Origin of the sequence: Alteromonas salexigens, from assembly GCF_025628895.1 — a bacterium.
Classification (GTDB): domain Bacteria; phylum Pseudomonadota; class Gammaproteobacteria; order Enterobacterales; family Alteromonadaceae; genus Alteromonas; species Alteromonas salexigens.
Genome location: NZ_JAOTJC010000006.1, coordinates 598,002 through 611,296, shown reverse-complemented (window position 1 = coordinate 611,296; position 13,295 = coordinate 598,002). Strand labels below are relative to the sequence as shown.

The following is a 13,295-nucleotide window of genomic DNA, read 5'->3' as shown; positions in this document are numbered from 1 at the left end:
CCATGCATAAACTCGTTCGTCCTCTCTTTTTTACCCTGTCAGCCGTTATTTTAGGCGGATGTGCGCAAACTTCAGGCAATCAGGACACCACGCAAATGGGGAACCTGTTACTGGCCGAGCCGGCGCCGGTTAATCCGCGTTCGCAGTTGGCGATTGCCCGATACAACCAAATTCTCGGCAATGGCGAATTGTCTGATGATGATAAAGCCGATCTGCATTTTCAGCGTGGCATGCTGTATGACAGTGTTGGGTTGGGCGGGCTAGCCCAATTTGATTATTCTCAGGCTATCACGCTAAACCCAACCCTGGCCGAGGCGTATAACTCTATGGGTATTCATTATATCCAGCAGCGTGAGTTCGTGCAGGCGTACGAAGCATTTGATTCCACGCTGGAGATTAACCCTGACTACGACTTCGCTTTCCTCAACCGGGGCATTGCACTCTACTACGGTGGACGAGCTGACTTGGCGGTGAGTGACCTCAATACGTTTCAGGCAAAAGATGTCAGTGACCCGTTCCGGGCACTATGGGCATTCTTTGCTTATCACGAAATCAGCGAGCAGCAGGGCAGCGAGTACCTCGCCAGTGTGCGCAGCGAACTTGATAACAGTCACTGGGCGACTAATCTGATTGATTTATTTCTGGGTGTAAAAACAGAAAATGAGGTTCTGAGTTCTCTTATCGATGGGGTAGGGAGTCAGAAAGAACTCACTGACCGGCTCTGTGAAGCGTATTTTTACTTGGGTAAGCTGCACAGTATGCGAGGTAATCGGGGTATAGCCGCCAACTATTTTAAACTGGCTCTGAGTACCAATGTGTTTGATTACGTGGAACACCGCTACGCACGAATGGAATTGTCGCGGCTGAGACGCCAGCACGAGACGACTGACCAGTAACAGTATGCGTGGACTGACTTTAGCCATATTGGCGCTGGCGCTGCTTACCAGCGACGTTTCCCGGTACCTCCCGCAATTGCTTAGGAACGCAGCGCAGGCTCCCCAGCCTGCCTCTTTGCTTTGGGCAGCGTCACAGCAAGGCAGCCCGGTAGCGCAACAAAAGCTAATAAACGTCGCTAAGGCACGTCAACAAACCTACTGGCTGCATCGGTTGGTTAATATTGGCAATGCGGATGCTGCCTGGGTGTTATATGAAATGGCTGGACCAGAAGCAGACGCTGATGAATTGATGCGCCTGGCCGCAGCCGGGAATGTGCCCGAGGCACAACTGGCGATGGCGATGGACAGCCAGGATCCTGAAGTACGTGAGCGGTGGTTAATCAAAGCCGCAGAGCAGGGCTATGTCCCGGCTCAGGCTGCTCTGGCGGACTGGTATCTGTTGCATCAGCAGCACGAGCAGGCGCGCCCCTGGTTAAAGGCTACCGCAGACCTGGATGCACAAAGCGCTTTTAAGTATGGCCGGTTACTATGGGAATCCGGTGACCAGGAACAGGGCGGCCACTATCTCAAACAGGCGGCGGACAAGGGTCATCAGTTAGCCAAGGCGTTCACCAGCGTCATTGCAGACTACCAGCCAATACCGTTAACCCGGGTCGATGCCGGGCGCTGGGAAAGTGACGAGGCGTGTTTACAACGGGTTCAGCTGTTTGCGACGTCGCTGAGTACTATTCATCGGGCTGACGCGCTATACCGCCAGTTTCAACGGGACAGTCGTCTGCAGCCATTACCCATCTGCCTGCAAAAGCCTGTATGGCTGACCGCAAACGAGCTCCCCTGTGATGCTGACTGGCAGGGCAAGGGACGGCTTGGCTGCGACATCCGGCCACTGGCAGTAGCCGCCAAACAGCGGGACTTTACCCATGCGGTCATCCTTTCCAGACAGGGTAAGGCCAACGTCAACAATGGCGTAATGTTTTTAGATATCAGCGACGCATATTCGGTGTTTGTCCATGAACTGGCACATTTTTCCGGTTTTGCTGACGAATATCCCCTTAGCCGTGGTGCAGCAAGAAAATATTGTGGCCGCAGCGATATTCCCAATCTGGTGTTTGATGGAATGCTGACTTACCAGCCGGTGGAGCGTGTGCAGCAGTGGCAGGCGTTGCAACCCGGTGGCATTTATCGCGCCAAAACCTGCGATGCGACAGGGTCACAGGCTTACAAGCCCACGTCTCAGGTAACCTTTATGGAACACCATGACAGTGGGGTCATCCCCCGCTTATATGTGGAGCTCTGGCGCAGGCAACTGGCAGATAACACCAGCCACCGGCCAATTTATATGAACCTGTTCCAGGCCTTTCATCACCATCAGCAATCTGCCGAGGCTGATATCTGGCTTAAACGGTATGAGGCACACCGCAAGCCAGGCAATAAGACCACAGCAGGTGTATCACTGCCCTAGTGACTGGTTTGCTTCGTAGGCCAGCATTTCATCACGCAGTTCGGCCACCCACATCGCCGTTGCACCGCAAATTGCTACCGGCATGACAATAAAGTTCACAATGGGAATGAGTGAAAACAAGTTCACCATGATGCCAAATGAAAACGCCCGGCTTTTGTGCTCACCCAGGTGAAGGCGCATCCGGGTGAAAGCAATTTTGTGGTTATCATAAGGGTAGTCACAATACTGGATAGCCATCATCCAGGCGGAAAACATAAACCACAACACCTGGCCGATAACCGGCACAAAGAAAAACAACAGTAGAAAGCCAATCGCTCTGGGGATATACCAGAGCAGTTTGGACAGCTCCCGGCCCAGGGTGCGGGGGATATCTTTGATCAGTGACAACACGCCTTCATCCCCTAAAGGTTTGCCCGTAAGATGACGTTCAACTTTTTCTGCCAGTACCCCATTGAAAGGAGCCGCGATCCAGTTTGCCAGGGTACCGAAAATAAGCGCGAATATAAGCAGTACGCTGAGGATTGCCAATGGCCACAATATGAAGCTGAGGGCTGTTTTAACCCAGCCCAGCCATTGGGGGATCATGTCGATCAGGAAAGCAATTCCGGCTTCAATTTCCCCGTACAGAAAATAAAAGGCGGTGGCAAACAACAGTAAATTGATGGCGAGGGGGACAAATACAAACCGCTTTAGTCCTTTGGTTCTGATCAGCTGAAAACCCTGTGTGAAATAACTGAATCCGCTGCGTGTCACTATACGCTCCCCTTTATTAATCATCAGCTTGCACTATAAAGCATTTGCGGGGCTGGAATAAATGGCAATTGTTACAGCGTGTGAGTTTTGGTAGAGTCTGGCAACAATAATAACAACAGGCACGCACGCTACATGCTGCGCCAATTTTCACGTCAGCAAATCAACAGCCAATTCCATTTCACCGGTACCAGCATGGACATCACCGTGACATACAGTGAGGCTTCGCCGTGCGCCTGAAGAAAATTAAACTGGCAGGTTTCAAATCGTTTGTCGATCCGACGACCATTCCCTTTCCCGGCGATATGACGGCCGTGGTGGGGCCGAATGGCTGCGGTAAGTCAAATGTCATTGATGCAGTACGCTGGGTTCTGGGGGAAAGCTCTGCAAAGAATCTGCGGGGTGACGCCATGACAGACGTGATATTTAATGGCTCCAGTGCCCGTAAACCGGTGGGACAATGCAGTGTCGAACTGGTTTTTGACAACAGTTCAGGCCGGATAGCCGGCGAGTACGCAAGTTATAATGAACTGGCGGTAAAACGTCTGGTAACCCGGGACGCTACGTCTACGTACTTTTTGAACGGGATTAAATGTCGCCGCCGTGACGTGACGGATCTGTTCCTGGGGACGGGGCTGGGGCCGCGTAGTTATGCCATTATCGAGCAAGGGATGATCTCCCGGCTGATAGAGTCCAAACCCCAGGAACTACGGGTGTTCATTGAAGAAGCAGCTGGTATTTCCCGTTATAAAGAGCGTCGGCGGGAGACTGAGAACCGTATCCGCCATACCCTGGACAATCTTGAACGCCTTGAAGACGTGCGTCAGGAGCTGGGCCAGCAACTGGACAAGCTACAGCGCCAGGCCGCTGCTGCCCAGCGGTATAAGGCACTCAAACAGACCGAGCGACGACTGAAATCAGAACTGGCGGCTATTCGCTGGCTTAACCACTCAGAGCATCTCTCGCGACTGGAGAGTGACCGCCAGGCTCAGCAAAAAGAGCTTGATGCGTTAATTGACCGCCAGCGCGGTGATGAGGCTGGTATTGCGGCACACCGGACCCGGCGGGACGTCTGCAAGCACGAACTGGAAACACTGCAACAAAAGCTGTTTACCACGGCCACGTCGATAACACGGCTGGAACAAAATGCCTTACACAGTAAGCAGCGTAGCCAGCAGATAACCCGTGAACTCAGTGAGCTGGCTGACCGCAAAGCCGGATTGACAGAATCACTGCGGGAGGCCCGCGCGGCCTATGAACAGGCGCAGTCTCAGCAAACCTCTCTTGAACCCCAGCTGGCGATGTCCGAAGCCCGGGTGGAACAGGCGCAACACGCCCGTGAAGAAGCCGAACAAGCGCTGCGGACATTCAACCGCGACAGCCGTGAGCATGAACAGCAGTATCATGAGCTCAAGCAGCAGGTTCAGGCATGCCACAGTAAAATTCAGTCAACGATGAGCATGCAGCTACGCACCTCGCAGCGAGTGAGTGAGCTCAGAGAAGAACGTGAGACCCTCAACAGCGATCAACTTCAGGAACAATTGGCAGAATTAACTGCCAGACTGGAAGAAGCACAACACCAGTTCGAAGACCGTGAAACCGATATCAGTCATGCACAAAAAGAAGTGCATACAGCAGAACGGCAACTTGAATCTGCCCGGGGGCAATTCAGAGAGGCAGACGGCCAGCTGCATCAGGTGCAGGCTAAAATCGCTGCGCTGGAGGCGTTACAAAATACCCACAGTAGTGCAGGGGAATCTATCGCAGACGATATTAGTCCCTTGTGGCAGAGCCTGACGGTGAAAAGCGGGTTTGAACAGTTAGTCGAACGGGTGCTGGCTGCCTGGCATCACCCGCTGGTTACCGAGACTCATGACCGTGCTTTTCTGACTGAAGCAGCTGATATCCTGCCACAAGGTCACCCCGTGTATTACCAGCAACTGGCTCAGAGCGAGGCCCGCCCTGGAACTTTGGCTGCTAGTATAGTAACAGGGACGTTCCCGGCAGGTTTTAATGAAATCTATATTGCTGAAAATAGCGCCGAAGCCGTAACACTGCTAAAACAACTGGCAGCACATCAAAGTGTGATGGTGAAAAACGGCCCATGGTTGAGTCACCAGTACGTAATACATGGCACTGCAGGTGAACAGGATGGGGCCCTACAGCGCGCAGCACAGCTTACCCGGTTAGCACAGGACGCAGAGCAGTTAGAGGAGCGGGTATATGAGACCCGCCATCGTCTTGATGAACACACCGCCAGTCTGGCAACTGCAACTGAGACGCTTAACCGGTTCAAACAAGATCGCGACCAGGTTCGAGCAGCTATCCAGGGGCTGGAAAATCAGCGTGATGTTGTAGATATGCAGCTTACACAAAGTAACGCACGCACAGAAAAGCTACTGCAGGATTTGCGCACTCAGGAAACGTTGCTGGAGACCGAACAGCAACAACTTGAGGTGTTGGCAGAGCAGTTAGAGTCGCTTGAAGTCGCAATCCTTGAGCATGAGACACATGTGGAAGATGTTCATGCTCAGCGAGATGCGCTGGAGCAGGAGGTAGCCCATCAGCGGCGAACTGCAGAAGCGGAAACCCAGGCTACGCATGCTATGGCGCTTAAACTACAGCAATGCCAAAGCCAGTCGGCGCTGTACGCTGAGCAGGTTACGCGTAACGAATCTCAGCTGACAGACTACAGCCGACAAGAAGAGCGACTGAGGGAAGAGCAGGCCGCTTTGGCCCAGCCCCAGGAAACCCAAAAGGCACAGTTACAGACCCTGTTAGCGGAAAAGCAGACACTGGAATCCGAGCGCGCCGAACAGCAGGCGCAGTTGCAAGATATTGAGCAATGGCTCAAAGAAGCGGAGCAGGATCAGCAGGGAATAAGCAGACAGGTACAGCAGCGCCAGACGGCGATTGATGCGCTCAATCTGGAAATAGAGGGCGGGCGGGTGCGCGCCGCCGCGGTGATTGAACAGTTAGAAGAAACGGGCCAGTCGCTAAAAGCTGTACTCGACACACTGGCCGAAGATGCTGACGAGCAGCACTGGCAGAATGAACTCGAAAAAACCAGTAACGCGATTAGCCGGCTTGGCGCGGTAAATCTGGCGGCAGTAGAAGAGTATGAGACGCAGTCTGAGCGCAAGGCACATCTTGACGCGCAACACGACGACCTGATGCAGGCGCTGGATACCCTGCAATCGGCAATACGCAAAATAGATAAAGAAACCCGTAGCCGGTTTTCACAAACGTTTGAGCAGGTGAACGATGATCTGAAGCAATTGTTTCCCAAGGTGTTCGGCGGAGGCTCTGCCTATCTGGCCCTCACCGATGACGACTTACTGGAAACCGGGGTGACGATTATGGCAAGGCCCCCGGGTAAGAAAAATAGTACAATCCACTTGCTTAGCGGTGGAGAAAAAGCGTTAACCGCTTTATCATTGGTTTTTGCAATATTCAGACTGAACCCGGCACCATTTTGTTTGCTGGATGAAGTTGACGCGCCGCTTGATGACGCTAACGTCGGGCGGTTTTGTAAGTTGGTGTCGGAAATGTCCCGCACCGTGCAGTTTATCTATATCACCCACAATAAGATTGCGATGGAAATGGCAAGCCATTTAACGGGCGTGACCATGGCCGAGCCTGGAGTATCCAGAATGGTGGCAGTAGATGTTGATGAAGCAATGGCCTTCGCAGAAGCATAACAAAGGGCGACTAACATAATGGAAGATGAATTACGTCTGTCATTACTCATTGCCGGTACCTTCTTCATAGTGGCGGTCCTCGCCCATGGTATCTGGAAAATTCGCAAAGCAAACAAGCCTGGAACCCGGCGAGAACGGGTAGAACCGGGCACGCTGGAACCATCCGCCGGTGAGCTGGACGGAGACGATGTCTCCTGGGATGAGCAGGACGTAGGCGATGAGTACGACAAGCACGCTGACTATGACGATTTTGGTGTCGGCAAAGTTCGGGTAGTAGAGCGTGGTAACGCAGCCAGCGGCCAGTCAGAGTCTGATGAGCAAGCGACTACGCCTGAGCCGAAGCCTGGGGTGGAAATGCATAATGCGCATGACGAGCCTGAGGATAATTCGTCAGACGTGCCATCAGAAGACGACAGTGATGAAAACAGTGCTGCGGCGCCACGCGCTGAGCCGGCGGAAAAACTGTACGGGTCGGTGGTGACCAACCCGAAACCCCATCTGCAACCAGGACGGTCAGAGGGTGGTGATGAGCCGGCTGATATTCCTGAACCGCCAGGCTTTCTGTTAAAAACAGAACAATCTGCCTCTGACGAAAAAACATCGGCAGCCGCCGCAGACACGCCGGCCGCCAACGCATCGCAGGAAGTGGACGACTTTAGTCTGGATCCCCAGTCGGCAGAAGAGGTAAAGACAGAAGAAGGCGCGGGCTTAGGTGAGCAGGCTCGACGCTTTGTCAGTCGCAAGAAACACAAGGCGACGACGGCTAAACGTCGCCAGGAGCCTCGCTTCGGTGAGGACCAGATGCGGATCGACTTCGATGAGTCGGAAGCGCAGGCCCCACAAGCCGATGAGCCGGCACCGAAACGCACTGAGAAAGCGACACCTGCCGGAGAACAGGAAGTTCTGGTACTAAACGTACGCGCGCCGGAAGATGAGCCGATCAGTGGAGCCGCGCTGTTGCCTATGCTACTTACCCTTGGGTTTAAATTTGGTGAACAGGACATTTTCCACCGCCATGTTAATTCAAATGGCAAAGGGCCGGTGTTGTTCAGCCTGGCGAACATGTTTAAGCCGGGGGTCTTCGATATTGATAACCTGGAAACATTCACTACCCACGGGGTATCGTTGTTTATGATTTTGCCTATCGAAGGCGACCCCCATCAGGTGTTCAATATGATGCACAATGCGGCACGGAAAATTGCTGATGAGTTTAATGCGCAGGTTCTCGACGGTCGTCGTAGCGTGTTGACCAAACAGGGCTTGCAGCAGTACCTGGAGAAAATTCGCGAGTTTGAACGCCAGCGCATGATCTCGCGCCACGATTGATTCCTGTCGGCGCAATGATCATTGCGCCCGTTTTTATGAGATTGCTATGACCACAGTGAATGACGCTACCCGCGAACGTGTTGACGCGCTTCGTGCTGATATTAATGAATACAATTACCAGTACTATGTCGCCGATGCGCCGAGTGTGCCGGATGCCGAATATGACCGGTTAATGCAGGAACTCCGGGAGCTGGAAGCCGCGCACCCGGAGCTGCAATCCGCTGACTCGCCCACGCAAAAGGTGGGGGGAGCCGTCCTCGATGCCTTTGAGCAGGTAGCTCACGAAGTGCCCATGTTGTCACTGGATAACGCATTTGATGCCGACTCCTTGCTGGCGTTTGAGAAGCGACTTACCGATCGGCTAAAAGATACCAGTCAGCTAACCTTCAGCTGTGAGCCAAAGCTGGACGGCTTGGCAGTCAGTATTTTATATGAAAACGGAAAACTGGTTCGGGCGGCAACCCGTGGCGATGGTCAGGTTGGCGAAAATATTACTCAGAATGTAAAAACTATTGGTAACGTCCCGCTGAGCTTACGTGGCGATGACCTGCCAGCTCGTATTGAAGTTCGCGGCGAAGTGTTCATGTCGAAAGCCGGCTTCGAAAAACTCAATGACAACCAGCGTAAAGCGGGTGCCAAAGTATTTGCAAACCCTCGTAACGCGGCTGCCGGTAGCTTGCGACAACTGGACTCGCGGATCACCGCTAAAAGACCATTGATGTTCTACGCCTACTCGTTGGGTGTGGTCAAACCGGATAGTTATTCGCTTCCCGCACAGCACAGTGAAAGACTGGCCTTACTCAGGCAGTGGGGCGTTCCCTTGTGCCCGGATATTGATACGGCACAAGGGGGTAAGGGGTGCCTGGCGTACTATCATCGAATTCTGGAGCGGCGTGACGGCCTGCCTTACGACATCGACGGCGTCGTCTTTAAAGTCGACAGCATTGAAAAGCAGCAGCAGCTTGGTTTCGTTGCCAGAGCGCCGCGCTGGGCAATAGCGCATAAGTTTCCGGCACAGGAGGAAATTACCCGCCTGCTGGACGTGGAGTTTCAGGTCGGGCGTACAGGCGCAATTACTCCGGTGGCGCGCCTCGAACCGGTGTTTGTAGGTGGCGTCACGGTGTCGAATGCCACCTTGCATAATCAGGATGAAATTGAGCGCCTGGGTGTACAGGTGGGGGATTATGTAGTGATCCGCCGTGCCGGGGATGTCATCCCTCAGGTGGTGTCGGTTATAGCCGACCGCCGGCCAGCGGATGTCACGCCAATCCGGTTTCCCACCCAGTGCCCGGTGTGTGACTCACAGGTGGAAAAGCTGGCAGACGAGGCGGTAGCGCGGTGTACCGGCGGGTTAATCTGCGCCGCGCAACGAAAACAGGCACTCAAACATTTCGCGTCACGTAAAGCGCTGGATATTGATGGTCTGGGAGACAAACTCGTTGAGCAACTGGTTGATGCAGAGCTGGTGGCGAGCCCGGCTGACTTTTTCCGGCTGTCGTTATCAGACTTAATTGGCCTGGAGCGGATGGCGGAGAAGTCGGCCTCAAATCTGTTGACGTCACTGGAAAAATCAAAGCAAACCACGTTTGCCCGTTTTCTGTATGCGCTGGGGATCCGGGAAGTAGGCGAGGCAACTGCGGCTAACCTTGCGCTACATTTTAAAACCCTCGAGGCCCTCACGAAGGCCAGCGTAGAACAATTGCAAGAGGTAAGCGATATCGGCGTCATCGTTGCTCAGCATATCTTCAACTTCTTCAATGAGCCGCATAACACCGACATAGTCACGGCGCTGCTTGACGAAGGTGTACACTGGCCTCAGGTTGAAAGTCAGACGGTCGATGAACAGCCACTAGACGGACAAACGTGCGTTCTTACCGGCAGCCTCACTGCGATGGCACGTAATGACGCCAAGGCACTGCTACAACAGTTGGGGGCAAAAGTGGCCGGTTCGGTTTCCTCGAATACGGACTTCCTGGTAGCGGGCGATAAGGCGGGGTCTAAGCTGACGAAAGCGCAGGATCTGGGGGTCACCGTGTGGGATGAAGACCGCCTGCTTGAAGTACTGACTCAGCACGGTTTGTATAACGAATAGCAGGCGCAAACCTGCTGTTAGCGCTGCTGGCGATTTGCCCGGCGGCGCTCCCACGCTCGTCTCACCTGATAACGCCAGGCGAAATTCAGTCCCAGATAGCCGGCTGCGCCAGCAAATACAGAACAAATAGCACACCCCACCAGAAATGCCGGCCCGATAGTACTCAGGCTCTCTACCACCCACTGCCAGCTAAACTGAAATTCAAAATGTTGCGCTCTGGTCCCAAGGACAGTCGTGCCCACCTTGTAGGCTGCGTAGAATATGGGGGGCATGGTGAAAGGATTAGTGATCCAGACCGTCGCAACCGACAACGGTAAATTAGCTCTGAAAGGGATAGCCATGCCCGCTGACAGCCACATTTGAAAAGGCACCGGCCAGAAGGCGAAGAATAAGCCGATCCCAAACGCACCGGAGGCTGAGCGCCGGTTCAGGTGCCATAAGTTTGGTTCATGCAGTACAGAACCAAATACCCGCAGCAACCGATGATTTTTAATAGTTTGATGGTCGGGCAGGAATCGCTTAATAAAATTTTTAGGCATAACGGCTATACGATCTTTTGCTAAGGCCCGCGAAAGAATGCGACATTCAGTTACACTCCATCTTTCTGGGTTCTGCCTGGGCGCGGCGTCCTCATTGCTGTGGCACGCACTGCCAGGCGTAACCACACTGATTTACCTGAGTGGTACATATCTGGTTGTCTGCTCCCCGTCGCTGATACGTCTTCCTTTTCTACCGCGTAGGTGCGGAAAAAGTTCGTCCGCACTGGCACCATTTGGAATCGGCGCTCTCGCCGCGGGCACGCTCCTTGGCGTAATCTGGATGGCGAGTGTAGGGCATTGGTATACGCTTTGGCAACTGCCAGCAGGGAAAATTCATGAGGATATTGCGGTTACTGGCTGGATTAAGCGCGCCCACTGCGACGAAACCCGGCAACGGGTTTATCTGGCAGCGACCCACGTAGGCCAGACACGCCTGGTACGCCAGCCCATCCTGCTGTTATCGCAACGGATGCCTTCACAATGTCTGCAGGTGGGGCAGCGGGTTAATATGGTGGCAAGGCTTAAGCCTGTGCACGGGCTGGCCAACCCTGGTGGCTTTGATTATCACCGCCACCTCGTCAGTCAGGGAGTCGCCGCTCGCGGTTATATTCGAGAGATGACCATACTGTCGCCGTCAGCAGGTATTGGCAACCTGCGACAACCCCTCACCAACCATTTGCTACAGCATGCCCAGAGCGACCCACGCTGGCTTCGGGCGCTGTTGCTCGGTGATCGTAGTGCACTGACACCAGGTGACTGGCAAATGCTGCAGGAGACCGGGACTGCCCACCTGTTCAGCGTATCGGGAATGCACGTAGGGGTAGTGGCTGTCAGTACTGTTGTAGCATTGCGGTTACTCCTTTTGCTGGCACTTCGTTTGCGGGGATACCGGGCGCCTGTTTACAATAGCCGGGCATTCCTCACTTGCTGGGTATTAATGCTGTGCGCGGGGTATGTCGGCGTAACGGGCGCGGCGTTGCCTGCCGTCAGGGCCTGGGTATTACTGGCACTATTTATGGTATTGCGTTCAGCCTGCCATCACTGGTCTGCGCGGCAGGTTGCAGTGGTGATGGTCAGCAGTTGTATCGTGTTATTCCCCTTACAGCTACTTGCTGCCGGTATGCAGTTAAGCGTGGGGGCGGTCCTGGCTATCTGGTTGCTAATCTGGCGGTATCGTTTGCAATCCCGACCGGCATGGCAAAGTGAGCTTATCATGCAGGCAGGGCTCACCCTGTTGCTGCTGCCACTAACCGTTATGTGGTTTGGTGTACTGAGCCTCAGTACGTTACCAGTGAATCTGATTGTTGTGCCCCTGGTGATGCTGATATTACCTGTGCTCCTGGTCTTATTTATTATCAGTTTCCTGTTACCAGCCTGCGCTGGGTGGTGTGTTAACGCAGGTATTACCCTGCTGCATGGGCTGATCAGGTTACTTGAAACACTGCACCAGTCGCTCGACTGGGTGTGGTATATGCCCTTAAGCGGGATGCTGTCAGGGCTGCTGATTTTGATTTTTGTGCTCGCCATCATGCCCTTATTTCCGTTTAAACGGTTAACGCTGAGCCTGTTAACGATCCCCCTGGTGTTAAGCGGTTTACCGAATCATGCTGAAGCCTGGTACCTGCACGTGTTCGACGTAGGGCAGGGTAGCGCTATGGCAATCACCCGAGGGAGCAGAGCCATCGTTGTCGATACCGGTCCGGCATTTGAGGGGCGTGCCATGGCCATGGAACAACAAGTTTTACCGGCACTGCAGCAAGCGGGCATTCGTAATATCGATGGCGTTATCGTCAGTCACAGCGATACTGATCACGCGGGCGGGCTGACACACTTAGAAAACAGCCCGCTGGTTCATCCGGATACCTTCTGGCACTCGCCCGTGAACGGGTGTGTTGCAGACCGCACGTTGCACTGGCAGGGTCTTGACCTTACCTACCTGTGGCCGGATACCGGTAATAGCAACAATGACAACGCGCACTCATGTGTCGTAACTGTGTCGGGTGTATCTCACCGTGTACTACTGCCCGGTGACATAGAGCGAAGCACAGAGTACCGTTTACTCACCCGCAATGCGGATGTGTCCGCAGATATTATGGTCGCCCCGCATCATGGCAGTAAAACGTCATCTACCGGCGCCTGGATAACGAAAGTAGCAGCGAAACATGTGGTATTCACCACGGGGTGGCTGAATCGGTGGGGGTTTCCGGCTGCCGACGTGGTGAGCCGGTATCAACAGCACGGCACCGGCCTGTACAGTACCGCCGCATCCGGATATTTGCGCTTTAAGTTGCAGCCGTATGTGCCAGTGAATGTCACCACTTTTCGGGATGATATGGCCCCTCGGTGGTACCGAAAGCGGCGCTTAGCGGAAATTCCACCGAACGTCGAAGAACTGTCTGAACAACAATGAATCGTTAACCACGGGAAGAGGGAAATTAAACACTAAACTAGTAACTTGCGGGGCTTATTGAGGTAAGTCGATTAGGGGTTTTGCCGGTGAGCCTGTACAATAGTGCGCAATTAAAACAA

At 53.8% G+C, this 13,295-nt stretch carries 8 protein-coding genes; 6 read left to right on the top strand and 2 right to left on the bottom strand.

Translation table 11 applies throughout. The annotated features are described in order from the left end of the window. Window positions 1-2: 2 nt before the first annotated feature. Window positions 3-896 (top strand): lipoprotein NlpI, encoded by an 894-nt coding sequence (gene nlpI, locus OCL06_RS06770; RefSeq protein WP_262992973.1) that lies wholly within the window; start codon window positions 3-5, stop codon window positions 894-896. A gap of 4 nt (window positions 897-900) precedes the next feature. After that, window positions 901-2,358 carry a tetratricopeptide repeat protein gene (locus tag OCL06_RS06765; RefSeq protein ID WP_262992972.1) on the top strand — a complete coding sequence of 486 codons (1,458 nt, stop codon included), beginning with the start codon at window positions 901-903 and terminating at the stop codon, window positions 2,356-2,358. Here OCL06_RS06765 and cysZ read toward each other — a convergent pair. Next, complete coding sequence (cysZ, locus tag OCL06_RS06760) at window positions 2,347-3,135, bottom strand: sulfate transporter CysZ (RefSeq protein ID WP_262992971.1); 789 nt, start codon at window positions 3,133-3,135, stop codon at window positions 2,347-2,349. The genes OCL06_RS06765 and cysZ overlap by 12 nt on opposite strands. A 203-nt stretch (window positions 3,136-3,338) precedes the next feature. Between cysZ and smc the strand changes: the two genes are divergently transcribed. From smc to ligA, 3 genes are read left to right on the top strand one after another with little or no spacing between them, the layout of a single operon-like run. After that, window positions 3,339-6,809: a chromosome segregation protein SMC gene (smc, locus tag OCL06_RS06755; RefSeq protein ID WP_262992970.1), complete on the top strand. Its 3,471-nt coding sequence runs from the start codon at window positions 3,339-3,341 to the stop codon at window positions 6,807-6,809. Between the two features lie 18 nt (window positions 6,810-6,827). Next, window positions 6,828-8,135, top strand: a complete 1,308-nt coding sequence (gene zipA, locus OCL06_RS06750; RefSeq protein WP_262992969.1) for a cell division protein ZipA — start codon at window positions 6,828-6,830, stop codon at window positions 8,133-8,135. Window positions 8,136-8,181: 46 nt separating this feature from the next. Then, window positions 8,182-10,227: an NAD-dependent DNA ligase LigA gene (gene ligA, locus OCL06_RS06745; RefSeq protein WP_262992968.1), complete on the top strand. Its 2,046-nt coding sequence runs from the start codon at window positions 8,182-8,184 to the stop codon at window positions 10,225-10,227. Window positions 10,228-10,244: 17 nt separating this feature from the next. Here the strand turns inward: ligA and OCL06_RS06740 are convergent, their stop codons facing one another. After that, complete coding sequence (locus tag OCL06_RS06740; protein WP_262992967.1) at window positions 10,245-10,766, bottom strand: DUF2062 domain-containing protein; 522 nt, start codon at window positions 10,764-10,766, stop codon at window positions 10,245-10,247. Between the two features lie 37 nt (window positions 10,767-10,803). Here OCL06_RS06740 and OCL06_RS06735 point away from each other — a divergent pair, with 37 nt between their 5' ends. Then, a complete protein-coding gene (locus OCL06_RS06735; RefSeq protein WP_262992966.1) occupies window positions 10,804-13,176 on the top strand; it encodes a DNA internalization-related competence protein ComEC/Rec2 in 2,373 nt (790 codons plus the stop codon). The last annotated feature ends 119 nt before the right edge of the window (window positions 13,177-13,295 follow it).